Source organism: Pantoea sp. B623, assembly GCF_024814475.1.
In the GTDB taxonomy this organism is placed as follows: domain Bacteria; phylum Pseudomonadota; class Gammaproteobacteria; order Enterobacterales; family Enterobacteriaceae; genus Pantoea; species Pantoea ananatis.
The window spans coordinates 2653478-2678154 of sequence record NZ_JANUXM010000004.1; the positions used below are offsets into that span (position 1 = coordinate 2653478).

Genomic DNA, 24677 nt, shown 5'->3' on the forward strand with positions numbered 1-24677 from the left:
GGAGTCTTACCATGACAACAATGAAAGCATTAGTCATCGCCGAACCACGCAATATGGTCTGGACCACGCGCGCAACGCCTCAACCCGCGCCAGGGGAGGTGCTGATTAAAATTGTCAGCGCGGGCATCTGCGGCACGGATATCCATGCCTGGGCGGGAAACCAACCTTTTTTTAGCTATCCACGGGTACTCGGGCATGAACTCTGCGCAGACATTGTTGAAATAGGCAGCGCCGTGGAGGGGTTTGCCGTTGGCCAGCGCGTGGCGCTGATCCCCTATCTCTCCTGTTATCAGTGCGATGCCTGCCAAAGCGGTAAAACCAACTGTTGTGAACATATCTCAGTTATTGGCGTACATCAGGATGGCGGCTTTTGTGACTATCTGAGCGTGCCTGCGTCAAACCTGTTGGCCGTGGACGCGCTGGCACCTGAGGCGGCGGCGCTGATTGAACCCTTTGCGATTAGCGCCCATGCGGTAAGGCGTGCGGCAGTGGCACAGGGCGATGCCGTGCTGGTGGTGGGCGCTGGCCCTATTGGGCTGGGGGCGGCGGCCATCGCGGCGGCCAATGGCGCGCAGGTCATCGTGGCGGACACCAGTGAATACCGCCGCCAGCACGTCAGTCAACAGCTGGGTCTTCCCGCGCTTAACCCGGCTGACGCCGATTTCATCGCCAAGCTGCGCGCTGGATTTAACGGTCAGCTGGCGTTAACCCTGATCGATGCCACGGGCAACCCGGCGGCCATGAACGCGGCGGTTAACCTGATTCGGCATGGCGGTACGGTGGTTTATGTAGGCCTGCACAAAGGCGACCTGGTCATCCCCGACAGTGAATTCCACAAAAAAGAGAGTACGTTGATGGGCAGCCGGAACGCTACGCGCGAAGATTTTGACCGGGTGCGTGAACTCATGGCCGCCGGGAAACTGCGAGCAGAAATGATGCTGAACCGCCATTTCGCCTTCTCTACGCTGGCAGAGCACTTTGAGGAAGCGGTTATCAACAATCGTGAGTTGATTAAAGGCGTTATCGATTTTGATCGCTAACGGTGGATGACAGGAGCCGTCTCGCCGCCAGGCTTATCGGCTGAGCAACTGAAAAAAGTGTTTCCGCACGGCCTCCGCATCAACCCCCAGTGCGATGCGCTGTCGAGGCAGATTGCGGAAGGGATCATGCCGGGACGCCAGGGCACTCAACTGACGCACCGTCTGGCCGCAGGCAATGCCTTCCGTAATGACACGAAGCGGGCTTTCCACCAGCGTGAACGCGTCAGGCAAACACAGCCAGGATATCGTCAGCGTGTCATGCAGCGCCATACCAGAAAAGCCTTCCTTCTCAAGGCTGTATGCCAGATAGGGGCGGCAGATCGCATGCAGGACGGGTTGATGAAGTCGATCGACCTCATCGCTGTGGATCAAGACGTTATGCGTGACATCGAGCGGGATCACCACGATCGGCAAGGTGGAAGAGAGAACCTGATCGGCGGCGTGAGGATCTTTCCAGATATTAAATTCGCTGAAGGGCGTGACATTCCCGCTGTGCCCATCCGTGCCAAATGCGCCGCCCATTATGACCAGCTCTTTCACCAGCGGAATAATATCCGGCGCCTGATTGATTGCGCTGGCGATATTGGTCAGCGGACCTATCGCGACAAGCGTGATTTCACCCGGACGGGCCCGCACGCTGTCGATAATAAACTGAACGGCACCGGGTGCCTCATCGCTGAAGGGATTATCAAACGCGTCCCCTAAACCATCTTCGCCATGCAGTCGGGCAGGCGCGCTCGGCGCCTGGGCTAATGGACGTGAACAGCCCCGGTATACCGGCACCTCAATCGCCATTTTGTGGCAAAACAGCCGGGCGTTTTTCACGGCCTGTCCCACGGCAACGTTGCCAAACACCGTAGTAATGCCCAGCAAATGTTGGGTGCGGGCGGCATAAGCCAGAGCAAAGGCATCGTCTACGCCGATATCAGTATCTAAAATGACAGTTCGCACAGGCCGCTCCAGAACAGGCTCATCCCTTCGCTATGCGTGAAGGGCATTAAACGGCCCTTTAAGGCCGCTGGCAGGTCACCATTTAAGCGGAAAACGGCTCAAGAGGAAACCTGAATTGTGTGGCCCAAAACCGTCTGCTTTGCGGCAGCCTGAGCGGGGGCATCTGTCCAGACGGCGTCGGTTGGCATTGCTGATTTCCCCGCTCAACTGTGGTTGCCAGTCAGAAAAAGGCGTCGTATTATGGCGCGCATAAGGTGATGGCGTTCCACCTTTCCCAACCGCCTGCAGGCGTAACCTGCGGCTGATGACGCCTGACATTATCCTTAATCCTTTCGCGGGAGCTGGAGTGTCAGGTGCATGCATTTTTTCTGGCCCTCCACCCTCTTCTGCGCAAATCCTGAAATGGAGTCTGTGATGTTAAAACCGCTATTGGCTGTGATTTTGGGCGGCAGTGTGGGCTGTGTACTGCGTTGGTGGTTCGGTATGCGTTTTAATGCGTTTTTCCCCAATCTGCCACCGGGGACTTTGCTGGTGAATTTGATTGGCGGATTCGTGATTGGCGGTGCAATGGCCTGGTTTATCAAAAATCCCTCACTCGATCCCGCCTGGCGGTTACTCATCATTACGGGCTTATGCGGCGGGCTTACCACGTTTTCCACGTTTACAGCAGAGTTAATGACCTTATTGCAGACCGGCAAATACCTGTGGGCGATGAGCAGTGCGCTGGTGCATGTCATTGGCTCGTTACTGATGAGTTTTGCCGGTTTCGCGCTCATTAACCTGTTGGGCTAGCCTGAGGGCCAAACCGGCATGTCTGCGGTTTAGTCCTGCAAGCACTGAGCAATAAACCCGGCGGCGTGCATCGCGCCCTGACCCGAAATCGTGTGACCGGTCTGCGGCTCAAATACCGCTTCGACCAGGACGCCAGCCGCCTTCAGGCGAGTGGCCGCCGACTCGCTTTCACTGGCCGGTATGACCGTATCAGCACGACCATGAATTATCAGGGCTGGCGTGTGAGGTGCTGGCGTCAGCGGGCCGTCAAAGGCCAGGCGTCCGGAAAACGCCACCACGCCCGCGAGCGGATAACGCCCGGAAGCCAGCAGATCCAGCGCCATAATTGAGCCCTGCGAAAAGCCCACCAGAATGACGTTTTCCCAGCGATCTGCCATTCCGTGCTGCGCCATCAGATGACGAATAACGCGGTCAAAGGCCTCGCGGGCTTCACGCACCCGACCCGGGCGATTTTCCGGCGTAATCCCGGCCAGGCTAAACCACTGATAGCCCGCGCCATGCTCAAAGACGTAAGGCGCATCCGGTGAGGCAAAGGCCACATCCGGGAGCAGGGTTGCCCAGTCGTCGCCAATGGGGGCCAGATCGTCGCCGTTACTGCCCACGCCGTGTAGGAAGATCACCAATGCTTTTGCCATGTCCGTTCCTTCGCTGTTTTGTCAGATTCTGCAGGCATTTGAACAGCTGGCGGGATTAACGTCAAAACCTAACGACGCTTCAGGTCGCGCGTTGGCATGAGGCATTCCGTGCCGTTCTGCTTTCCCTGAACCCTAAAACCTGCTTGACTGACGTGTCATCGGTTGCTGTCTGGAGTTATGCATGTCGTTGTTCCACCTGAGTTCGCTTTCAGATATCTCTGCCGCTGAATGGGATGCGCTGTTACCCGATCAACAGCCTTTTTTACGCCACGCGTTTTTGCTGAGCCTGGAAGAAAGTGGCAGCGTCCGGCCGGAAAGGGGCTGGCAGCCCGATCACCTTCTCTGGCGTGAGGCCGGTGTGCTTCGCGCCGCGCTTCCCGGTTATCAAAAGTTTCATTCTCAGGGTGAATACGTTTTCGATCACGCCTGGGCAGATGCCTGTCAGCGCGCCGGGATTCCGTACTATCCGAAATGGCTGGGCGCGATTCCTTTCAGCCCGGTCACAGGGGCACGCGTACTCGGCGCAGCGGATGCCGCCGCCCGACTGCTTGCTGCTCTCCCGGACGCGCTGGCTGAACAGGGGCTGAGTGGTGCGCATATCAACTTCACCGACCCGCAAGCGAACGCCTTGCTGGCGGCGCAACCTGACTGGCTGTCACGCCTGGGCTGCCAGTATCACTGGCACAATCGAGGCTATCGCGACTTTCAGGATTTCCTGGATACGCTGATGTCGCGTAAACGTAAACAGCTGCGAAAAGAGCGCGAGCAGGTGGTGCAGAGCGGTTTTGAATTTGACTGGTATCGCGGCGATCAACTGCGCGAGGATCAGTGGGACTTTGTCTATACCTGCTACGCCAATACTTATGCAGTGCGCGGCCAGCGGCCCTATCTGACCCGCGCCTTCTTCAGCCTGCTGGCTGAGAGGCTGCCGGACAATATTCGCGTGGTCATTGCCCGTCTGCAGCAACAACCGGCGGCGATGGCCTTTTACCTCAAGGACGGCCAAAGCCTGTATGGCCGCTACTGGGGCTGCCTGGCGGAATTTGACCGGCTTCACTTCGAAACCTGTTTTTATCAGGGGATGGATTTCGCCATTGCGGAAAGGCTGCAACGCTTTGATGCGGGCGCGCAGGGCGAGCACAAACTGGTACGTGGTTTTGAACCCCAGATGACCCACTCCTGGCACTATTTGTGCCATCCCGGCCTGCGCGCGGCCGTGGATGACTTTCTGCAGCAGGAGCGGCAAGGCGTCCATCTCTGGGCCGAAGAAGCCCGTGACGCCCTGCCATATCGACGCGGCGATTAATCTGCGCCAACAAATCCTCCCGTCTGATGCTGCCACAGACGGGCATACAGGCCATTTTGAGCCAGTAGCTCAGAGTGACTACCGATTTCCACAATCTGGCCTTTTTCCAGCACCACCAGACGATCCATTTTGGCAATGGTGGACAGGCGGTGGGCGATGGCAATCACCGTTTTGCCCTGCATCAGGGATTCCAGGCTTTCCTGAATCGCGGCTTCCACTTCGGAATCGAGCGCGGACGTCGCTTCATCCATAATCAGGATCGGCGCATCTTTCAACAGGACACGGGCGATAGCTACGCGCTGGCGCTGCCCGCCTGACAGTTTCACGCCGCGTTCACCCACATGTGCATCCAGGCCAAACCGGCCCTGAGAATCCGACAGCAACGGGATAAACTCATCGGCGCGGGCGCGATGAATGGCTAACTGGAGTTCTTCTTCGCTGGCATCTGGCCGCCCGTACAACAGGTTTTCGCGAATAGAGCGATGCAGCAGCGAGGTATCCTGGGTGATCATCCCGATTTGGCTGCGCAGGCTCTCCTGCGTCACTTCAGCAATATTTTGACCGTCAATCAGGATACGACCGCCGTTGAGGTCGTACAGGCGCAGCAGCAGGTTCACCAGGGTGGATTTACCCGCACCGGAAGGCCCAATCAGGCCAATTTTTTCACCGGGTTTGATGGTCAGGTTCAGGCCATCAATGACCTGACGGCCGCCGCCATAGTCAAAACGGATAGCGTCGAAACGAATCTCGCCCTGCGTCACCTTTAGCTGTGTTGCCTTTGAGGAATCCTGCACGCTAAGCGGTTGTGAAATGGTATTCAGTCCGTCCTGCACCATACCGATGTTTTCAAAAATCCCGTTTACCACCCACATCACCCAGCCGGACATGTTGACCAGGCGGATCACCAGGCCGGTTGCCAGGGCAATGGCGCCAACGCTGATCAGCGACTCGCTCCACAGCCACAGCGCCAGTCCTGACGTTGAGACAATCAGGATTCCGTTCAGCGTTGATAAGGTGAGGTCCATGCTGGTCACCATCCGGTTAGCATGCTGCGTCTTATCCGTCTGCTCCTGAATCGCTTCGCGGGCATACTGACGTTCAAGATCGCTGTGCGCGAAAAGCTTGATGGTGGCGATGTTGGTATAGCCGTCAACAATGGTGCCCATCAGCTTCGAACGGGCCTCCGATGACACCACCGAACGGGCTTTTACCCGGGGGACGAAAAAGCGCAGCGCGGCAACGTAGGCCACAATCCAGATTATCAGCGGAATCATCAAACGCCAGTCGGCTTCTGCAAACAGGACCATCGCCGTTGCGGCATAGATCAGCACATGCCAGATCGCATCCACCAACTGTACTGCCGAGTCGCGCAGCGAATTACCGGTTTGCAAAATACGTTGCGCAATCCGCCCGGCGAAGTCGTTCTGAAAAAAGTTCATGCTCTGCCGCAGGACATAATTATGGTGCTGCCAGCGGATCATACTGGTCATGCCGGGGTTAATGCTCTGATGGACCAGCATATCGTGCAGTGCAATAAATACCGGGCGCAGTATTAGCGCAACACAGCCCATCCATAACAACGTTTGCCAGTTATCCCTGAACAACGTTGCTGGCGTAGCGTGATTCACCAAATCGATAATGCGGCTCAGATAACTGAACAGTGCAACCTCAATCAGTGCGCCAATTAATCCCACCACCAGTAGTGCGGCGAAGCTCGGCCACACCTGACGCAGATAGTAAAAGTAAAATGGCCAGACCCGTGAAGGCGGCATATCGGTTGGCGCATCCTGAAAAATATTGATAAAACGTTCGAAACGACGATACAACATAGAGTCACTCTTTCCGTTCGGGAAGAGTTACAGCTTAGTGCATGTGTACGCCCGATTAAAAAGGATTAAATATGGATATCACTCTGCGCGGCCGCGAGCCTGGCGATGCTGCGGCATACCAACGTCTTTACGGTCATCCGGCGGTTTATCCCTGGACGCTTCAGTTGCCTTTCCCCAGCGTCGCGACCTGGGAAAAGAAGTTTGCAAAGATGGATGCGGAAGGCTTTATCAATTTTATCGCCGAAGTTGAGGGGGAAATGGTGGGCGAACTCACGCTGTTTACCAATCATAATCCGCGTACCCGCCACTGCATCAGTTTCGGTATTGGCGTCGATCCCGCCTTCTCTGGTCGGGGAATCGGAGAGCATTTGATTCGTAACGCCATGGATTATGCGCGCAACTGGCTGGGCATCACCCGTATGGAACTGGAGGTGTTTCACGATAATCACCGGGCGCTGGCGCTGTATGAGCGACTGGGTTTTGAACGCGAAGGCATCCGCCGCCAGGCGTCACTGCGTGAAGGCAAATTTCACGATGTGGTGATGATGGCAAAATTGCTCACTGAGACAGCCTGACCACGCTCTTTTTTACCGGTTAACAGGAAAAATCTCCCTTCGACGGCTAAAATTTGTGCTGTGCCACAGTTCGCACAAAATGACCTGCACAAAACCGAGTGCCTGCCGATATCACGATATCACCCGCTGATACTCTGGAGGGAGATTGTGATTAAACTCATCACCATTGACGAACTAAAACCGGGTATGTTCGTCCACAAGCTTGAAGTCTGGTGGTTTAAAGACAAACGCATTCGTAATCAGATGTTGATCACCGATCAACGTCAGGTTTCGATGTTTCGTCATGAGGGCATACAGCGTTTATGGATCGATATGGAGAAATCGATTTCAGTGACGCCATCTGTGCCGAAAAAGGTCGATTCAGGCCTGCGTGCGCCTTTTTCTCAGGAAATGGAGCAGGCGCAGCATATCTTTGAACAGGGAAAGCCAAAAGTGCTGGCCATGTTCAGCGAGGCACGCCTGGGCCATGGTCTGAATCTCAATGATATGATTGCCATTGTCGATCAGATTGCGGGCTCTATTGAGCGTGAGCCCTCCGCGCTGTTACGCGTTGCGCAGCTAAAGGATCATGACAATTACACCTACCTGCACTCCATGGCGGTCTGTGGGCTCATGATCGCCTTTGGAAAAAAACTGGGGCTGGATGCTCAGCAGCTTCAGCGGGTGGGGATGGGCGGATTACTGCACGACCTGGGTAAGGCAGCCGTACCACTCGCTATCCTCAACAAACCGGACACGCTCAACGACGAAGAGTTTAAGATCATGTGTGAACATCCGATTGCAGGTGCGCAAATGCTGATGGATGCACAGGCAGGCGATGATCTTGTGGATATCGCGCTGCATCACCATGAAAAATATGACGGTAGCGGCTATCCCTATGGCCTGAAAGGCCATGAGATCAGCGTGTATTCCCGCATGGCGACGATTTGTGACGTTTACGATGCGCTGACCTCAACGCGGCCTTACCGTAAAGGCTGGACCCCAGCCAAAACCCTGCAAATGATGTTGAGCTGGCCGGGGCATTTCGACAGTACCTTACTGCACGCTTTCGTCAGTACGATAGGGATGTATCCCGTCGGTTCCCTGGTTCGCCTGGCGTCTGGACGCATTGCGCTGGTGGTGAAGGGCGGCGATAAGTCATTACAGCGACCTACGGTGCATGTCTTCTGGTCACTGCATGCGCAGCGGGAAATCAAACCTGAGGTGCTGGATCTGGGCGACAGTTTTTGTACTGACAGCATTGTGTGTGCCGAAGATAACGGCCGTTGGGACAACGTCGATCTGCGCCGAATCTGGTTGCTGGACGCCGCCTGATATTGCGGGTCGTTTTTATACATTTTTTACATCCCCGACCCGCATTTTAACCCTTTCTTTATGTGCGCCAGCGCAAGCTACTCAGCAAATCCAATCCTCTGGAGGTTGCTGTGAGTGCAGGCGTAATAACCGGCATTGTGCTGGTAGTGTTGTTGCTGGGCTATCTGATCTATGCCCTGTTAAATGCGGAGGCTTTCTGATGGCGGCCAATGCGTTTTTACTGATCGCGGTTTATCTGCTGTTGCTGATGGTGATGGCGCAACCGCTGGGGCGTGGGCTGGCCGCGCTGGTTGCCGATAAACCCCTCTTTGCACGTGCTGAAGCCCTGCTGTGGCGTTTTTCGGGTGTACAAGAAGGCGGTATGCGCTGGCAGCACTACCTGCTGGCAATTTTGGTGTTCAACCTGCTTGGCTTCGTGGTGCTGCTCGCCATCCTGATGTTTCAGGGAGCGTTGCCGCTCAATCCGCAACATCTTCCCGGACTGAGCTGGGATTTGGCGCTGAATACCGCTATCAGTTTTGTCACCAACACCAACTGGCAGTCTTATGCCGGTGAAAGCACCCTGAGTTACTTCAGCCAGATGGTCGGGCTGACGGTGCAGAACTTCGTTTCCGCCGCCACCGGCATCGCCGTGGCGTTTGCGCTGATTCGCGGTTTTGCTAATCGTTCGGTGGCAACCCTGGGGAACGCCTGGCGCGATTTAACGCGCATTACACTCTATGTCCTGTTGCCGATCAGCCTGCTGATGGCGCTGTTTTTTGTCAGCCAGGGCAGCATCCAGAACTTCCTGCCGTATCACAACGTCACCAGCCTCGAAGGTGCGCAGCAAACGCTGGCAATGGGGCCGGTTGCCTCTCAGGAAGCCATCAAAATGCTGGGCACCAACGGCGGCGGCTTTTTCAACGTCAACTCTGCGCATCCGTTTGAGAACCCTACCGCGCTGAGCAATTTCGTACAGATGCTTAGTATCTTCCTGATTCCGGCGGCTCTCTGCTTTGCCTTTGGCGAAAGCGTAAAAGATCGGCGCCAGGGCTCAATGTTGCTGTGGTCCATGACGCTGATGTTTGTCGTGGCTGCTGCGCTGGTGATGTGGGCTGAACTACGTGGCAACCCGCACTTTCTGACGCTAGGGGCTGACAGCGCCATCAATATGGAAGGCAAAGAAACGCGCTTCGGCATTCTCAACTCCAGCCTGTTTGCGGTGATTACGACGGCGGCGTCCTGCGGTGCGGTAAACGCGATGCATGACTCGTTTACGGCGCTGGGCGGTATGGTGCCGATGCTGCTGATGCAACTGGGCGAGGTGGTGTTTGGCGGCGTGGGTGCCGGTCTGTACGGGATGCTGCTGTTTGTCTTACTGGCGGTGTTTATTGCCGGGTTGATGATTGGCCGCACACCGGAATTCCTCGGCAAGAAAATCGACGTATGGGAAATGAAAATGACGGCCCTGGCGATTCTGGTCACGCCCGCGCTGGTGTTGATCGGTACGGCGATTGCGATGATGACCGACGCCGGACGCGCAGGTATGGCAAACCCCGGAACGCATGGCTTTAGTGAAGTCCTGTATGCCGTTTCGTCGGCCGCCAATAACAATGGCAGCGCCTTTGCGGGCCTGAGCGCCAATACGCCGTTCTGGAACCTGCTGCTGGCGGTGTGCATGTTCGTGGGTCGCTTCGGCATCATTATTCCGGTCATGGCGATCGCGGGGGCAATGGCGGTGAAAAAAGTGCAGCCGGTAGGTAACGGCACGCTCCCTACGCACGGTCCGCTGTTTATCGCACTGCTGGTCGGTACCGTCTTGTTGGTCGGCGCGCTGACCTTTATTCCTGCTCTGGCGCTGGGTCCGGTCGCCGAGCATCTGCAACTTATTCAGGGACAATAATCATGAGTCGTCAACAACAGGTGTTTGACGCAGCGCTGTTACGTACCTCAGCGATCGATGCGGTAAAAAAACTCGATCCTCGCGTGCAGTTTCGCAATCCGGTCATGTTTGTGGTTTACCTGGGCAGTATCCTGACCTCGATTCTGGCCATAATGATGTTTACCGGACACCAGAGCGGCAGCGCCAGCTTTACCGGCGCGATTGCCCTGTGGCTATGGTTCACCGTGCTGTTTGCCAACATGGCAGAAGCCCTGGCGGAAGGGCGCAGTAAAGCCCAGGCAAACAGCCTGAAAGGCGTTAAAAAGACCAGCTTCGCCAAAAAACTGTCGGCGGCGCACTACGGTGCAGCGTGGCAGCAGGTGGCGGCCGATGCGCTGCGTAAAGGGGATGCCGTGCTGGTAGAGGCCGGTGATGTGATCCCCTGCGACGGTGAAGTCGTGGAAGGGGGCGCATCGGTAGACGAGAGCGCGATCACCGGTGAATCGGCACCGGTGATCCGTGAATCGGGCGGGGATTTCGCCTCGGTGACCGGCGGGACACGCATTCTGTCTGACTGGCTGGTCATTACCTGCAGCGCCAACCCAGGCGAAACCTTCCTGGACCGGATGATCGCCATGGTCGAAGGCGCACAGCGTCGTAAAACCCCGAATGAGATTGCCCTGACCATTCTGCTGGTGTCGCTCACCATTGTGTTTCTGTTAGCCACCGTCACGCTGTGGCCTTTTTCAGCCTGGGGCGGCACGCCGGTCACCATCACCGTACTGGTGGCGCTGCTGGTATGCCTGATCCCGACCACCATTGGCGGTCTGCTGTCCGCTATCGGCGTGGCCGGGATGAGCCGGATGCTGGGCGCTAACGTCATTGCCACCAGTGGCCGCGCTGTTGAAGCCGCTGGCGACGTGGATGTGCTGATGCTGGATAAAACCGGCACCATCACGCTGGGTAACCGTCAGGCAACGCAGTTTTTACCGGCTCCCGGCGTCACGGAAGAACAGCTTGCCGATGCGGCGCAGCTGGCGTCCCTGGCGGATGAAACGCCGGAAGGGCGCAGCATCGTGGTGCTGGCGAAGCAAAAGTTTAACCTGCGTGAACGTGACCTGAGCAGCATGGGCGCCAGCTTTATTCCCTTCTCGGCTCAAACCCGTATGAGCGGCGTCAACGTACAGGACCGCCTGATCCGTAAAGGTGCGGTCGATGCGGTGCGCCGTCATATTGAAGCCAGCCACGGTGCCTTTCCGGCTGAGGTGAACGCCCGGGTTGAAGAGGTGGCGCGGGCCGGTGGCACACCGCTGGTGGTGGCGGAAGGCGCAAAGGTGCTGGGCGTGGTGGCGCTAAAAGATATCGTTAAAGGTGGCATCAAAGAACGTTTTGCGGAACTGCGCAAGATGGGCATTAAAACCGTGATGATCACCGGTGATAACCCGCTCACCGCCGCCGCCATCGCGGCAGAGGCGGGAGTGGATGACTTTCTGTCAGAAGCGACGCCGGAAGCCAAGCTGGCACTGATTCGTCAGTATCAGGCGGAGGGGCGCTTAGTCGCGATGACCGGTGACGGCACCAATGACGCGCCAGCGTTGGCCCAGGCGGACGTGGCGGTTGCCATGAACTCGGGTACTCAGGCGGCGAAAGAAGCGGGCAACATGGTCGATCTGGACTCGAACCCCACCAAACTGCTGGAAGTGGTGCACATTGGTAAGCAGATGCTGATGACGCGCGGTTCCTTGACCACCTTCAGTATCGCCAATGACGTTGCCAAGTATTTCGCCATCATCCCGGCCGCCTTTGCGGCAACCTATCCACAGTTAAATATGCTCAACGTGATGCAGCTGCACTCGCCCGCATCGGCCATCCTGTCGGCCGTGATTTTTAACGCCCTGGTGATTGTATTCCTGATCCCTCTGGCGCTTAAAGGTGTCAGCTATCGCCCCTTGAGTGCCGCATCGCTGTTGCGCCGTAATTTACTGATTTATGGGTTAGGTGGGCTGCTGGTGCCCTTTGTCGGCATCAAAGCGATTGATATGTTGCTCGTGCTGTCTGGTATGGCCTGAGGAGATTAAAATGAGTCAGTTACGTCCGGCGATTTTCCTGCTTTTGCTGCTAACGGTTGTGTGCGGCGTCGTTTATCCTTTGCTTACCACGGGACTGTCGCAACTGCTGTTTCCCTGGCAGGCTAACGGGTCAGTATTGAATGTCGATGGCGAAGAACGGGGATCAGCGCTGATTGGTCAGAATTTTAGCCAGCCCGGTTATTTCTGGGGGCGTCCTTCTGCAACCGGTGATAAGCCTTATAATCCTCTGGCCTCCAGCGGCAGCAACCTGGCGGCCAGCAACCCGGCGCTGGATAAGGCTGTAGCCGAGCGCGTGGCGGCTTTGCGCACGGCGAATCCGCAGGCTAACGGGGCGGTACCGGTCGAGCTGGTAACCACCTCGGCCAGTGGACTGGACCCGGAGATTTCGCCTGAGGCTGCGCTGTGGCAGGCACCGCGTATCGCGGCGGCACGTCAGCTGCCGCTGGCGAAAGTGGATGCCCTGGTAGACAGCATGACGCAGCGCCCGCTGCTGCCCTTTATCGGCGAACCGACTGTCAATGTGCTGCAGCTTAATCTGGCGCTGAACGACCTCAAATAACTGTAAGGACGCTATGAACCACGAACCGCTGCGCCCCGATCCGGATGCGCTGCTGCAGACCAGCAGCGACAGCCATCGCGGCAAACTGAAAATCTATTTTGGCGCCTGTGCGGGCGTAGGAAAAACCTATGCCATGTTGCAGGAGGCGCAGCGGCTGCGTGCCCAGGGGCTGGATGTGCTGGTGGGCGTAGTGGAAACGCACGAACGTCCGGAAACAGCGCAGCTTCTTAACGGACTGGTGCTGTTGCCGCGCCGGGCGACGGGCCGTTCGCGGCATGCGGAGTTCGACCTTGATGCCGCGCTGGCGCGCCATCCGGCAGTAATTTTGATGGATGAGCTGGCGCACACGAACGTGAAGGGCTCACGTCATCCCAAACGCTGGCAGGATATTGAGGAACTGCTGGAAGCGGGCATTGATGTCCTGACGACAGTGAATGTTCAGCATCTGGAAAGTCTGAATGATGTGGTCGGTGGCGTCACCGGCATTCAGGTGCGTGAAACCGTTCCCGATCCCTTTTTTGACGCTGCCGACGAAGTGGTACTGGTTGATCTCCCGCCTGACGATCTCCGCCAGCGCCTGAAAGAGGGCAAGGTCTACATTGGCGATCGTGCCGAACGCGCCATCGAAAATTTCTTTCGTAAGGGCAACCTGTATGCCCTGCGTGAGCTGGCGCTGCGCCGCACTGCCGACCGGGTCGATGACCAGATGCGCGCCTGGCGCGACAGTCAGGGCCGCGATCGGGTCTGGCACACGCGTGATGCCATTTTATTGTGTATTGGGGACGATACCGGCAGCGAAAAACTGGTGCGGACGGCGGCGCGGCTGGCCGCCAGGCTGGGCAGCGAATGGCATGCCGTTTACGTGGAAACGCCCCGGCTTAACCGGCTACCGGAAGCGCGGCGTCGGGCCATTTTACGCACGCTGAAGCTGGCGCAGGATATGGGGGCGGAGACGGCGACGCTGTCCGACCCTGATGAGGCGCAGGCGGTCCTGCGTTACGCGCGGGAACACAATCTGGGTAAGATTGTGACAGGCCGACGCCCGGCGCGCCGCTGGCGGCGTGACAGCTTTGCCGAGCGGCTGGGGCAGTTGGGTCCCGATCTGGATCTGTTGGTCGTGGCGCTCAATGAGCCTATCCAGGATGCGCCCCATCCGTTAGCCGAGGATCGGGTTAACAGCGACAAATGGCGGCTGCAGCTGCGCGGCGTACTGATGGCGCTGGTGCTGTGTATTGTGGTCACCGCCGCAGGGCAGTCGGTGCTGATCAGCTTCGATCCGGCCAACTGTGTGATGATCTATTTGCTGGCGGTGGTGATCGTCGCGTTGCGCTATGGACGATGGCCCTCCGTTATCGCCACCGTTATGAACATCATTGCCTTTGACCTGTTTTTCGTCGCACCTACCGGCACGGTCGCGGTCTCGGATTTGCAATACCTGGTGACCTTTGGGGTGATGCTGGCGGTCGGGGTTATTGTTGGCAACCTGACGGCCGGCGTCCGCTACCAGGCGCGGGTTGCCCGTTACCGGGAGCAGCGCACGCGGCAGCTTTACGAAATGGCCAAGTCGCTGGGAAGCGGCCTGACGCCTGAAGATATCGCCGCAACCAGCCAGCGGGTGCTGGAGGCGACCTTACAGGCGCGATGCCTGCTGCTGCTACCCGATGAGCAGGGCGAACTGCACACGCTGGGCAACGCGCTGCCGGGCAACGAACCGGATTGGGCTATCGCGAAATGGAGCTTCAGCAAGGGCCAGCCAGCAGGCGCAGGCACGGACACCTTACCGGCGGTGCCCTACCAGATTCTGCCGCTGAAAGTGGGCGATCTGTGTCGCGGATTGCTGGTGGTTGAACCGCAGAATGTGCGTCAGCTGATGGTGCCGGAACAGCAACGGCTGCTGGAAACCTTCACCGTGCTGATTGCCAATGCCCTGGAGCGGATGGCGCTGTCCCAGAGTGAGGCGGCTTCCCGGCTGTCAGCTGAACGTGAGCAGCTGCGTAATGCTTTGCTGTCGGCGCTCTCCCATGATTTACGTACCCCGCTGACGGTGCTGTTTGGTCAGGCAGAAATGCTGATGCTGGACCTGGCCAGCGATAACTCAAAGTATGTGCCCCAGGCCAGCCAGATTCGTGAACAAACCCTGAGTACCATTCGTCTGGTCAGCAACATGCTGGATATGGCGCGTATTCAGTCAGGCGGCCTGAATTTACGCGAAGAGTGGCTGGCGCTGGAAGAGGTGATTGGCGGTGCGCTCAGTAGCATGGCGCCGTCGCTCAAGGGAAGAGAGGTCGAACTCGACCTGCCTGAAGATATTGTCCTGATCAAAGGCGACAGTACGTTGCTGGAGCGGGTATTTACCAACCTGATTGAAAACAGCCTGAAGTACGCTGGCAACTGTGCGCCCCGCGGCATACGTGCCTGGTGTGAAAATACCCGGCTGGAAATCGCCATCTGGGATGGCGGGCCGGGCATCGCCCAAAACGACCTGACGCGGATTTTCGATAAATTTTCACGCGGTGATAAAGAATCGGCCGTACCGGGCGTTGGGCTGGGACTGGCGATTTGTAAAACGATTATCGAAAGCCACGGCGGTCAGATCTGGGCGGAAAATCGTGCTGAAGGCGGTGCCTGCTTTCGTCTCTCTTTACCACTTCCACCCGTTCCTGAAATTTCTCCTGAAGGCTTGAAATAACTTCACAGATGATCGGTTATAATGCGCGACCTTACTGATTATGATTGGGAAATTATGGAACGTTTTACCGAAAACCTGATGTATGCATCGCGCTGGTTGTTGGCTCCGGTTTACATTGGACTTTCGCTGGGACTGCTGGCGCTCACCGTCAAATTTTTCCAGGAAATTTTTCACCTGTTGCCCAACATTTTTAGCATTGCAGAAAACGATCTGATTTTGCTGCTGCTGTCGCTGGTGGATATGACGCTGGTGGGTGGGTTGCTGGTCATGGTTATGCTGTCAGGCTACGAAAACTTTGTGTCCAAACTCGACATTGACGAGGGCAAAGAGAAGCTGAGCTGGCTGGGCAAGATGGATTCCGGCTCGTTGAAAAATAAAGTCGCGGCCTCGATTGTGGCGATTTCCTCCATTCACCTGCTGCGGGTGTTTATGGATGCGCGCAATGTCGAAAACGACAAGCTGATGTGGTACGTCATCATCCACCTGACCTTTGTCCTGTCTGCCTTCGTGATGGGCTGGCTGGACAACATGTCGCGAGCGGAAAAGAAAAACGTCTGATCGACGGCAACCCCCTGGACGCCGTCCGGTGACACGGCTTCCCCGGTGGGGGAGGCCTTTTTCAGCCTGAAGCGGGCCGCGCGCCCGTCAGATGCGGAAATACCGCTTTGATCATGGCAAAGAAGGCGGTCAGCCTGGCGGGATAATAGCTCGCCCACGGATAGGTCAGCCAGACTGGCAACGGGGGAGCCTGCCATTCCGGCATAAGCTGAATCAGATTGCCCTGTGCCAGATCCTCCTGAATGACCCATGTCGACAGAATAGCGGTTCCCAGCCCCGCCAGCGCAGCTTTGCGCACGGCGAAGAGGCTGTCGCTGCTGAGCAGGGGAACGATAGGCAGATTCATCGGTTCCCCCTTGTCTTTATGTTGTAATGCGATCTCGTTACGGTAGAAACTCGTCAGCGCCAGCCACGGCAAATCGCCCAGTTGCGCCACCTGGTTAATCGGGGGATATTGCTGAAGCAGCGCGGGCGCAGCGACAACAATGCGCGGCACTTCGGCCAGCAGCACGGCTACAACAGAAGGGTCGGTCAGTGCCCCCACCTGAATCGCACAGTCCACGTTCTCGGCGACGAAGTCTGGCGTCCTGTCGTTCAGCATCCATTCAATGCGCAAACGCGGATAGCGGCGCATAAAGTTCACCAGCGGTGTGACCAGCTGATCCTGGCCAAAAGCGTGGGGCGCGCGCACCCGCAAAATGCCAACCGGATCGCTGCCGGCGCCGGTCAGTTCATCTTCCAGCGCGTGCCAGGTTGCCAGGAGCTGCCGGGCCTGTGCATAGCAACGCTCACCATCATCAGTCAGCTTTAGCGCATGGGTGGTGCGCAGAATCAGTTTCAGCCCCAGCCCCTGTTCAAGAGACTGCAACCGGCGACTGATTGTCGGTTGCGTAATACCCAGTTGCAACGCTGCGGCAGACAAACTGCCGCTTTCGACAATGCGAATAAAGGTGTGCATCAGTTCGATACGATCGCTGTTACTGAAATTGCTCATGCGTTCCACGTATAACCGTTTTGCTTTTTATTAGTCTACCGCGTATGTCAAAAACAGGCTTTACTTGCCACACTATTTTTTGAGGATGTAACCATGTCAGCGGTAAAAACTATGACTCCCCACTCAACTGAACGCCTGCCCGCCCCCCTGGTCTTTACGCTGGCTGCCGGCGCGGGCCTGAGCGTGGCCTCGATTTACTACAGTCAGCCGATGCTGGATATCATCGGTAAGCAGTTTCAGGTCAGTGTGAGCACCGTAGGCATGGTGCCGATGTTAACGCAGGCCGGGTATGCTTTAGGTATTCTGCTGCTGGCCCCGCTTGGCGATCGCCACGATCGCCGCACGATAATTTTGATCAAAGGGCTGCTGTTGGTGATGGCGCTGCTGCTGTGTGGGTTTTCCGGCGGCATCAGCGCGCTGCTCATCGCCAGCTTTGTCACCGGCCTGACGGCGACCGTGGCGCAGGATATTGTTCCGGCATCGGCGGCGCTGGCACCGGCGCACAGCCGGGGTAAAACCGTGGGTACGGTAATGACGGGATTACTGGTAGGCATTTTACTCTCCCGGGTCGTCAGCGGCGTGGTGGCAGAGTATTTTGGCTGGCGCACCATGTATATTATCGCGGCTCTGGCTGTGTTTCTGATTAGCCTGACGTTGTGGCGTGTGCTGCCGCGCTTTACGCCCGGCACGTCGGTAAGCTATCCCCGCCTGCTTTTATCGCTGGTTCACCTGTGGCGCGAACACCAGACCCTGCGGCGCGCGGCCCTGGCTCAGGGACTGCTTTCTGTCAGCTTCAGCGCCTTCTGGTCTACGCTGGCGATCATGCTCAGCGAACGTTTTCACTTTGACAGTGCCATCGCCGGTGCCTTTGGTCTGGCAGGGGCGGCGGGTGCACTGGCCGCGCCGCTGGCGGGTAACCTGGCCGATCGACTCGGCCCGGCACGCGTGACCCAGTTTGGTGCCGGCCTGGTCACGGCGGCCTTCGCCCTGATGTTTTTGCTGCCGCTGCTGTCGCTCCCCGGTCAGTTGGTCGTCATCGTTATCAGCACGCTTGGTTTCGACTTAGGCGTGCAGGCCACGCTGGTCGCCCATCAAACGCTGATTTATGGTCTGGTACCCGATGCACGTAGTCGTCTTAACGCCCTACTGTTTACCATCGTGTTTATCGGCATGGCCAGCGGTGCGGCGCTGGGCAGCCTGGCGCTTGCCCACTGGGGCTGGAATGGCGTTGTGGTGTTGTCCACGCTCGCCGCCGCTGCCAGCCTGATGGTGCGGCTCGCCAGTCGTCATCTCAAGGACTGATCCTTCCGCCCGTCAGCAAATGTGCCAGGCTTAGTCATAAACTCAATTAAAACGGTGCGTTATGAACTTTATTGCCTGGACAGCTGCGACGGGCTGTCTTCTGTTATTAATGTCACTGGCATCAGGGTGGATCCACCGTGGCCCAGTGACCTCTTTTGGTCTTTTCTTGTTAGCCGGGATCGCCTGTGGGCCGTGGATGTTTGATGTTATCGAGATTGATATCATTCGCCATACGGAACTGGTGACGCACATTACCGAAATCACGATGGCTGCGTCACTGTTTATTACGGGGCTCAAATTACGCTTGCCGCTTAAAGCGAAAAGCTGGCGAGCCGGAGGCTTACTGGCCTTTCCGGCGATGTTGATGACGGTGGCGGCCATGACGCTGCTGTCTCATTGGCTGGTCGGGTTGTCCTGGCCCGTTGCACTGGCGTTTGGCGCAATTGTTGCGCCCACCGACCCGGTACTGGCTAGCCTGATTTCGGTGAGCGACGCGCAGGACGATGACGCCTTGCGCGTCGCCATTTCTAGCGAGGCGGGCATGAATGATGGTTCAGCGCTGCCGTTGCTGGTGCTGGCTTTGCTGCTGTTCAACGGCGAAAACCTCAGTGCAGGCATGCTGGCGCACTGGGCTGCTGTCGACGTCGTGTGGGCCATCGGCGGCGGTATCCTGCTGGGATTTGGCCTGGGCCGACTCGTTGGCTTACTGGCCACCCGGCTTCGCAATGCGCATGGGGATTGCGCCCCCAACGACTTTCTGGCGCTGGCGTTGATCGCGCTCAGCTACGCCCTGGCGGAATGGCTGGGTGCTTCAGGCTTTCTGGCCACCTTTGCCGCCGGTCTTGGGCTGCGCCGTGCTGAGCTGGGCGTCTTTAAGCGTTACCAGCCAGACGATATGTCGGACGACGATCGGTTACTGCCTGCAGAGGCATTGGTCAATCCCAACAAGCGCCTGCAGCAACGCAGCAGTGGCATGGTGAAATCCGTTGGTTTAGTAGTAGGCGACGCGCTTTCTTTTGGCGATACTATTGAACGTTTGCTGGCTGCCATCATGATGGTGGTACTGGGCGTAACCATGGCATACCACTGGAACATTCAGGGCATCTTCCTTGGACTGCTGCTGTTTATCGTGGTGCGCCCCCTGGCGGTATGGTTGGTTACCCTCGGGACGGGCATGCCGCTTCCTCAGCGGTTGCTGATTGGCTGGCTGGGTATCCGCGGTATTGGGAGCCTTAACTATATTGCGTTCGCCTGGGTCCATGGCATGGGGGGCGCAGAAGCAACGATAATGGCTGATATGGCGCTGACGCTGGTGGTGTGCAGTATCGTGGTTCACGGTATTTCGGTGACGCCGCTGCTCAACTGGCGCCAGGCCCGACTGGAGGCGAAACAACGCCAGTCATGAGAGTGAATTAACTGATAACGGGAGTAGATGATGAAGATATCTCAGATACTGTTGCTGAGCATGCTGGCGTCGGGCAGCGCGCTGGCGGAAGACAATAGTGAAGAAAGCGTGTATGCAAGCCAGCTGTGTCACATTGTCAGCAGTGAAAAAAGCGTTTCGACAGCCGACCAGTATGTGGAAAAAATGAAGGCCAGCGTGGCAGGATCGCAGTCCTCCTCTGCCGTCAGCAAGCCTGAATTTGATGAAGAGCTGGCCAATGAAGTGGCCAGCGCCTGGCTGCAGCTGGGTGATGAAGAACGCGCCAAACTCCGCACCAATACTCAACAGTGTGAACAAACGGTGATGACGCAGTTTCAGCAGGAAGATTAACCGCAGTTAATTCGCCAATAAACGCGCTAAAATGGCGCGTTTTTTAATGGATTTTCCCTACCGATTGCGTACATAATCGCCAGCGTCTTAACCAAATGTGCGATACATAATAAAAACGCAGCGGGCCAAAAGGGTCGGCTGACCTTTATGGCATTGATTTAACAGGCATCATGATTACGCGTCGACGCTTTATTTTCGGCACAGGAGCGCTTGCGCTTTCACTGGCTACCAGCAAACTGTTTGCCCGCGATGATATTATTCCTCTCTGGCCGGACGAACCGCCCGGCGGCGGTGGGCCGTCTGGAACATTGCGCGTGGACGCCTGGGGTTCATGGTCGAATATTGTCAGCCCGGCGATTCAACGCTTCAGGCCAGAAAATCCCAATGGCGAAGCGGTGCTGATTGCGGCCGGGGGAGGCTATCGGTGGATTGGTATGGGACGCGAAGCCTGGCCCGTCGCGCACTGGTTAAATGCTAACGGTTATACCGCCTATGTGCTCAGCTACCGCTTACCGCGCGAGAAATGGCAGGCTGGCAACCTCGCGCCCTTACAGGATGCACAGCGCGCGCTGCGCCTGATACGTTCGTTTGAACGAAAAGTGCATGTCCTGGGGTTTTCGGCTGGGGGGCATTTACTGGGCATGGCGGCGGCGCGCCCGGAATTTCAGTCATATCCGCCGGTGGACAGGCTGGATCAGGAAGTCCCTAAAGCCGACAGTGTTGGGCTGATTTACCCGGTGATTACGCTTGAAGCGCCCTATCAGCATACCAACACGCACCTGATGATGGTGGGCAATGACGCCAGTCCGCAAGAAGAAGCCAGCTGGTCAGTACAAAACTATGTGACGAATCTCTATCCGCCCACGTTCCTGGCTCAGGCCGGAGACGATCACACCTCAAAACCCTTTAACACCCAGCTCATGCGTGACACCTGTCGCCGCAACCGCGTACCGGTGCAGCTGATTCAGCTGTCCAGCGGGGGGCATGGTTTTGGACTCGGCAAAGCGGGTACACCTGCCGCGCTGTGGGATCAGGCCTATGTTAAATGGCTGGAAAACCTCAGTCAGGGCGCATTGGCGGTCAGGCACGCCTCCGTTCTGTCCTGACTGACGCTTCCTGCGGCAGGCGTAAAAAAAGCCGGCATTTGCCGGCCTCGCTAAATGAGCGATGATCAGGATTGAAGCAACACAGGACGAAGCAGCAACAGGCGGATCAGAATTGATAGGTCAGGCCCATACCGATACTGTTTTTCGTCGTAATGCCGGTGGCGCGCGTAAAATCGTTTTCCTTCAGTAAGTTAATGCGGTAGTCCACGTAGGTCAGCATGTTCTTGTTGAAATAGTAATAGGTGCCCACCGCAATATATTTCTGCATCGTCTGGCTGCCCCCGGCAAAATTCCCAGCGCCCTGCAGGTTTTCGCCACGCTGCGTGACAAAACCGACAGAAGGGCGCAAACCGTTCAGGAACTGGTACTGTGCAATCGCCTCAAAGTTATGGGTTTTGTCGGCGACCTGTGCCAGCTGTCCATAAGGCGTAACGTCATTGGCTTCGCCATACATGGCGGCCAGATAGATCTGGTTGGCGTCATATTTTGCAGAGGTTACCCAGGCGGTGGCATCGTCTCCCTGACCGTCAGCTTGCTGAGTCAGTGTCCGTTTTGCTTTCATCCCTGCCGCCGCAATGCTCAGCCCATCGGTAATGCTGTAAGTCAGGCCAGCACCGTAACCATCTCCGTTAGCCAGTTTGGCGGTTGAGCGGTCATTTTTCCCTTGATACTGCAGGGTTAACTTTAACCCGCCCCAGTCCGGAGAGTGCCAGGTCGCGAGGCCGGTTGAGCGTTTTGACAGGAAGTTATCGTTGGTGGTCATGGTGCCGGAACCATAGATCGGTGCCATATCCGTATAGGCAGAGGCAACATACAGTACCCCAAAGCTACGGCCATAATCGAACGAGCCGAAGTCGGCGAGTTTCAGACCGGCAAACCCTAAGCGTGTGGCATTACCCGTTTGCGCATCGCTACCGCCTTCACTGTGATTCAGCTGGAAATTATATTCCCATTGACCATAACCGGTAAGCTTATCATTAATTTGCGTCTCACCTTTAAAACCCAGGCGTGCATAAGAGTTGTCGCCATCTTCTGCAATATTATCTGAGAAAACATGGCGCGCATCGACTTTACCGTACAGGTCGAGCTTATTTCCACTTTTATTATAAATCTCGGCGGAGCATGCAGAAAATGAGACCAGAAAACACATTGCATACGGCGCGACTGTTTTTATTTTATTGTGCATATCATCTACCCTTATCAGTTAACTGAAGCATGAGGATGTTACCGCTCAGGGCGGTATTTATTGCAATATCACTTTCGTCTTATTTAATGACTAAATAATAAAATGGGTATAGCGGCCATAAAATTTATGGCCATTTTTTATAATGGCTTTCCCTGGTGTTATTGCATTCAGGCAGAGAAGATCCTGATGGACTTTTTATTCAAAATGCCAAGTCGGGTATATCGCTTAATACCGTTTGTGCGCCCGCATCAATATATTTTCGGGCAAGCACCGGGTCATTGATTGTGGCAATCGCGAATTCAATACCTGAACGGGCCAGGCGCGTCAGGTCTTCGTCCGTTGCGAAGTCACCCAGGAAATGCAGGATCTGGCAACCTGTTCTGGCGAGGAGCGCCGCCGGGTCTTTTGGCGGGACGCAAACCGCCAGCCCACGCGGTACGTCAGGCATCAGCCTGGCGGCAACCTGCAGCGAAATCTCAGAGAAGCTGCTGATAAATAACTTCTTCTCGCTCGCTGGCCACAGCGACTTCAACTGAGCGATCGCAATCTCCGCCGTTTCCACTTCCTGCCCGGAGGTGGGTTTGATTTCCAGTTGCAGCCCGACGCCTTTATCCAGTACAAAGCCCACAGTTTCAGCCAGCGTAGGCACTTTCACGCCTTTAAAGAGGTGGCCGTAACACACGCCAGCCTCCAGCGACCGGATCTCATCCAGGGTTAAATTTGCCACATAGCCTTTGCCATTCGTTGTCCGGTCTACGGAATCGTCATGAATAATGACCGGGTGCATATCTTTGGTGAGTTTGACATCCACCTCTATCCACGTCGCTCCGCGTTCAACCGCCGCCTGAAACGAAGGCAGCGTGTTTTCCGGTGCCAGCAGCGGTGCTCCCCGATGGGCAATCAGGCGGGCGTTCACTACGCGTGCAGGGTGTTTTTTGGTCGACATTCTTGGCTTTACCTTCTGTTAGGGTTTTATCGCAGGTCTACTTAAGCAAAACCTGGTTAGAGAATTCGGTCCTGACTTCATCACCCAGCGGTTTAGGCATGAACTGAGTGCCATGAACGCGCTCTTTGCTATTGATCAGCCCGGCATCACGATTCACTTCTTTGTTTTGAGGCTTAATGCCATAAACCTGCTGGAACAGCCGTTGGGTGGTGGGCAGCGTCAACCAGTGGATAAACAGCAACGCTGCCGCTTTGTGGGGCGCGTTTTTAGGTATCGCCACCATATTTCCGCCGCCGGGCATGCCGAAATCGGGGATATACAGCCGGATAGTTTTCGGGACTTCACCGTGGTTTTCTAATCCCACCAGGTAATCTTCCCAGGCGGGGACCAGCAGGAACTCACCGCTGACCAGTCGGGTGACGCTGTCGGCGTTGGAGGCCGTAATGATGTAGTTGGGGCGCTGCTGTTTGAACCAGTTCCAGGCGGGCTGCAGAGCCGTCAGGCTTTTTACATCAGCGTCGCCTTTGGTGAAATCAAAACCCGGTACCAGCGTGCGCGTTACCGATTCAATAAAGGCCGGGCCGGAACCGCCGTTTTCAACGTTGAAGCCAAATTCCTGAGGATGACTTTGCAGGAAGGACGTAATCTGCGGCAGGGTTCGTGGCAACTCACTTTCTTTCAGGCGGCGCGAATCGTAGGCCAGACCGGTCTGGTTGCCCCAAAATGCCACGCCATAGCCTTTACTGTCCGTTCCCTCAATGGTGTAGTTCAGGGTTTTGCCTTCCGGCAGCAGTGTATTAAGCGGGCCAAAAAACGTTTGCTGAGGCGATACGGTACCGAATGCGCCCCCGCCAATCGAAAACACATCAATATCGCCCGTTTCCCGTCCCCGGTCAGCCATGAGTTTATTAATGTTGCCCTGCAATGTGCCTTCAGACAGGGTAACGTTAATACCGTACTGTTTTTCAAACAGGCTGACCTGCTCTTTTAAACGGTCCTGGTAATACCATTGATACCAGGTTAATTTCCCTTCTTTTTTCGCCTGTTCGACAATCTGTTCCCAGTTCATCGAGGTTAAATCCTGAGCCTGGCTACAGAAAGCCCCGGCCAGCAATAATATTGCAGCAACGAGTCTGAACATATTTTTCCCCAATAACGCGTGTTAAAGAC

The 24677-nt window shown here is 56.5% G+C and carries 22 protein-coding genes and 1 riboswitch; of the genes, 15 read left to right on the forward strand and 7 right to left on the reverse strand.

Annotated features, from left to right (window positions below; all coding sequences use genetic code 11):
* Window positions 1-11: 11 nt before the first annotated feature.
* Complete coding sequence (locus tag NXS97_RS14080) at window positions 12-1040, forward strand: zinc-binding alcohol dehydrogenase family protein (RefSeq protein WP_019106345.1); 1029 nt, start codon at window positions 12-14, stop codon at window positions 1038-1040.
* 33 nt (window positions 1041-1073) lie between these two features.
* Here the strand turns inward: NXS97_RS14080 and NXS97_RS14085 are convergent, their stop codons facing one another.
* On the reverse strand, window positions 1074-1991 hold the full coding sequence (locus NXS97_RS14085) for a nucleoside hydrolase (protein WP_019106346.1): 918 nt from the start codon (window positions 1989-1991) through the stop codon (window positions 1074-1076).
* Window positions 1992-2235: 244 nt separating this feature from the next.
* A riboswitch (Fluoride riboswitch) is annotated at window positions 2236-2312 on the forward strand.
* 93 nt (window positions 2313-2405) lie between these two features.
* Between NXS97_RS14085 and crcB the strand changes: the two genes are divergently transcribed.
* Window positions 2406-2783: a fluoride efflux transporter CrcB gene (gene crcB / locus NXS97_RS14090; RefSeq protein WP_015699341.1), complete on the forward strand. Its 378-nt coding sequence runs from the start codon at window positions 2406-2408 to the stop codon at window positions 2781-2783.
* Between the two features lie 29 nt (window positions 2784-2812).
* Here the strand turns inward: crcB and NXS97_RS14095 are convergent, their stop codons facing one another.
* Complete coding sequence (locus tag NXS97_RS14095; protein ID WP_014604794.1) at window positions 2813-3418, reverse strand: alpha/beta hydrolase; 606 nt, start codon at window positions 3416-3418, stop codon at window positions 2813-2815.
* Between the two features lie 181 nt (window positions 3419-3599).
* Here NXS97_RS14095 and NXS97_RS14100 point away from each other — a divergent pair, with 181 nt between their 5' ends.
* Window positions 3600-4724: a GNAT family N-acetyltransferase gene (locus NXS97_RS14100; protein ID WP_028715903.1), complete on the forward strand. Its 1125-nt coding sequence runs from the start codon at window positions 3600-3602 to the stop codon at window positions 4722-4724.
* Here the strand turns inward: NXS97_RS14100 and NXS97_RS14105 are convergent.
* Entirely contained in the window at window positions 4721-6553 is a 1833-nt protein-coding gene (locus NXS97_RS14105; protein ID WP_013027631.1) for an ABC transporter ATP-binding protein, read from the reverse strand. The genes NXS97_RS14100 and NXS97_RS14105 overlap by 4 nt on opposite strands.
* 71 nt (window positions 6554-6624) lie before the next feature.
* On the opposite strand from NXS97_RS14105, the gene NXS97_RS14110 reads away from it, so the two are divergent.
* From NXS97_RS14110 to NXS97_RS14145, 8 genes are all read left to right on the forward strand, one after another.
* Window positions 6625-7128 (forward strand): GNAT family N-acetyltransferase, encoded by a 504-nt coding sequence (locus NXS97_RS14110; protein WP_024472226.1) that lies wholly within the window; start codon window positions 6625-6627, stop codon window positions 7126-7128.
* 147 nt (window positions 7129-7275) lie between these two features.
* Window positions 7276-8442, forward strand: coding sequence for an HD-GYP domain-containing protein (locus NXS97_RS14115; protein ID WP_024472227.1), 1167 nt, complete (start codon window positions 7276-7278; stop codon window positions 8440-8442).
* 110 nt (window positions 8443-8552) lie between these two features.
* On the forward strand, window positions 8553-8642 hold the full coding sequence (gene kdpF, locus NXS97_RS14120) for a K(+)-transporting ATPase subunit F (RefSeq protein ID WP_015699348.1): 90 nt from the start codon (window positions 8553-8555) through the stop codon (window positions 8640-8642).
* Window positions 8642-10324: a potassium-transporting ATPase subunit KdpA gene (gene kdpA, locus NXS97_RS14125; protein WP_013027627.1), complete on the forward strand. Its 1683-nt coding sequence runs from the start codon at window positions 8642-8644 to the stop codon at window positions 10322-10324. The genes kdpF and kdpA overlap by 1 nt, the downstream gene beginning before the upstream one ends.
* A 2-nt stretch (window positions 10325-10326) precedes the next feature.
* Window positions 10327-12372 carry a potassium-transporting ATPase subunit KdpB gene (gene kdpB, locus NXS97_RS14130; protein WP_013027626.1) on the forward strand — a complete coding sequence of 682 codons (2046 nt, stop codon included), beginning with the start codon at window positions 10327-10329 and terminating at the stop codon, window positions 12370-12372.
* Between the two features lie 10 nt (window positions 12373-12382).
* Window positions 12383-12952 (forward strand): potassium-transporting ATPase subunit KdpC, encoded by a 570-nt coding sequence (gene kdpC / locus NXS97_RS14135; RefSeq protein ID WP_014594840.1) that lies wholly within the window; start codon window positions 12383-12385, stop codon window positions 12950-12952.
* A 13-nt stretch (window positions 12953-12965) separates the two neighbouring features.
* Entirely contained in the window at window positions 12966-15641 is a 2676-nt protein-coding gene (gene kdpD / locus NXS97_RS14140; RefSeq protein ID WP_013027624.1) for a two-component system sensor histidine kinase KdpD, read from the forward strand.
* A 54-nt stretch (window positions 15642-15695) separates the two neighbouring features.
* Window positions 15696-16199 (forward strand): TIGR00645 family protein, encoded by a 504-nt coding sequence (locus NXS97_RS14145; RefSeq protein WP_014604798.1) that lies wholly within the window; start codon window positions 15696-15698, stop codon window positions 16197-16199.
* 61 nt (window positions 16200-16260) lie between these two features.
* Here NXS97_RS14145 and NXS97_RS14150 read toward each other — a convergent pair whose 3' ends face one another.
* Window positions 16261-17193, reverse strand: coding sequence for a LysR family transcriptional regulator (locus tag NXS97_RS14150; protein WP_014594838.1), 933 nt, complete (start codon window positions 17191-17193; stop codon window positions 16261-16263).
* Between the two features lie 93 nt (window positions 17194-17286).
* Here NXS97_RS14150 and NXS97_RS14155 point away from each other — a divergent pair, with 93 nt between their 5' ends.
* From NXS97_RS14155 to NXS97_RS14170, 4 genes are all read left to right on the forward strand, one after another.
* Window positions 17287-18495, forward strand: a complete 1209-nt coding sequence (locus tag NXS97_RS14155) for an MFS transporter (RefSeq protein ID WP_014594837.1) — start codon at window positions 17287-17289, stop codon at window positions 18493-18495.
* 61 nt (window positions 18496-18556) lie between these two features.
* Window positions 18557-19900, forward strand: a complete 1344-nt coding sequence (locus tag NXS97_RS14160; protein WP_116220164.1) for a sodium:proton antiporter — start codon at window positions 18557-18559, stop codon at window positions 19898-19900.
* A gap of 30 nt (window positions 19901-19930) precedes the next feature.
* Entirely contained in the window at window positions 19931-20269 is a 339-nt protein-coding gene (locus NXS97_RS14165; RefSeq protein WP_015699351.1) for a hypothetical protein, read from the forward strand.
* Between the two features lie 170 nt (window positions 20270-20439).
* Window positions 20440-21375, forward strand: a complete 936-nt coding sequence (locus NXS97_RS14170; protein WP_013027618.1) for an alpha/beta hydrolase — start codon at window positions 20440-20442, stop codon at window positions 21373-21375.
* A 106-nt stretch (window positions 21376-21481) separates the two neighbouring features.
* Here NXS97_RS14170 and NXS97_RS14175 read toward each other — a convergent pair whose 3' ends face one another.
* From NXS97_RS14175 to NXS97_RS14185, 3 genes are all read right to left on the reverse strand, one after another.
* Window positions 21482-22561 carry a porin gene (locus tag NXS97_RS14175; RefSeq protein ID WP_013027617.1) on the reverse strand — a complete coding sequence of 360 codons (1080 nt, stop codon included), beginning with the start codon at window positions 22559-22561 and terminating at the stop codon, window positions 21482-21484.
* 199 nt (window positions 22562-22760) lie between these two features.
* A complete protein-coding gene (locus NXS97_RS14180) occupies window positions 22761-23507 on the reverse strand; it encodes a glycerophosphodiester phosphodiesterase family protein (protein WP_013027616.1) in 747 nt (248 codons plus the stop codon).
* Between the two features lie 37 nt (window positions 23508-23544).
* Window positions 23545-24648, reverse strand: a complete 1104-nt coding sequence (locus NXS97_RS14185) for an extracellular solute-binding protein (protein WP_259232279.1) — start codon at window positions 24646-24648, stop codon at window positions 23545-23547.
* Window positions 24649-24677: the final 29 nt, after the last annotated feature.

Bases quoted from the DNA above. Each gene is read 5' to 3' on its own strand.
- NXS97_RS14095 (WP_014604794.1), bottom strand. From the start codon at position 3,418: ATGGCAAAAGCATTGGTGATCTTCCTACACGGCGTGGGCAGTAACGGC.
- kdpD (WP_013027624.1), top strand. From the start codon at position 12,966: ATGAACCACGAACCGCTGCGCCCCGATCCGGATGCGCTGCTGCAGACC.
- NXS97_RS14175 (WP_013027617.1), bottom strand. From the start codon at position 22,561: ATGCACAATAAAATAAAAACAGTCGCGCCGTATGCAATGTGTTTTCTG.
- kdpA (WP_013027627.1), top strand. From the start codon at position 8,642: ATGGCGGCCAATGCGTTTTTACTGATCGCGGTTTATCTGCTGTTGCTG.
- NXS97_RS14105 (WP_013027631.1), bottom strand. From the start codon at position 6,553: ATGTTGTATCGTCGTTTCGAACGTTTTATCAATATTTTTCAGGATGCG.
- NXS97_RS14160 (WP_116220164.1), top strand. From the start codon at position 18,557: ATGAACTTTATTGCCTGGACAGCTGCGACGGGCTGTCTTCTGTTATTA.
- NXS97_RS14170 (WP_013027618.1), top strand. From the start codon at position 20,440: ATGATTACGCGTCGACGCTTTATTTTCGGCACAGGAGCGCTTGCGCTT.
- NXS97_RS14110 (WP_024472226.1), top strand. From the start codon at position 6,625: ATGGATATCACTCTGCGCGGCCGCGAGCCTGGCGATGCTGCGGCATAC.
- NXS97_RS14155 (WP_014594837.1), top strand. From the start codon at position 17,287: ATGTCAGCGGTAAAAACTATGACTCCCCACTCAACTGAACGCCTGCCC.
- NXS97_RS14165 (WP_015699351.1), top strand. From the start codon at position 19,931: ATGAAGATATCTCAGATACTGTTGCTGAGCATGCTGGCGTCGGGCAGC.
- NXS97_RS14145 (WP_014604798.1), top strand. From the start codon at position 15,696: ATGGAACGTTTTACCGAAAACCTGATGTATGCATCGCGCTGGTTGTTG.
- NXS97_RS14180 (WP_013027616.1), bottom strand. From the start codon at position 23,507: ATGTCGACCAAAAAACACCCTGCACGCGTAGTGAACGCCCGCCTGATT.
- kdpC (WP_014594840.1), top strand. From the start codon at position 12,383: ATGAGTCAGTTACGTCCGGCGATTTTCCTGCTTTTGCTGCTAACGGTT.
- crcB (WP_015699341.1), top strand. From the start codon at position 2,406: ATGTTAAAACCGCTATTGGCTGTGATTTTGGGCGGCAGTGTGGGCTGT.
- kdpB (WP_013027626.1), top strand. From the start codon at position 10,327: ATGAGTCGTCAACAACAGGTGTTTGACGCAGCGCTGTTACGTACCTCA.
- NXS97_RS14150 (WP_014594838.1), bottom strand. From the start codon at position 17,193: ATGAGCAATTTCAGTAACAGCGATCGTATCGAACTGATGCACACCTTT.
- NXS97_RS14080 (WP_019106345.1), top strand. From the start codon at position 12: ATGACAACAATGAAAGCATTAGTCATCGCCGAACCACGCAATATGGTC.
- NXS97_RS14185 (WP_259232279.1), bottom strand. From the start codon at position 24,648: ATGTTCAGACTCGTTGCTGCAATATTATTGCTGGCCGGGGCTTTCTGT.
- NXS97_RS14100 (WP_028715903.1), top strand. From the start codon at position 3,600: ATGTCGTTGTTCCACCTGAGTTCGCTTTCAGATATCTCTGCCGCTGAA.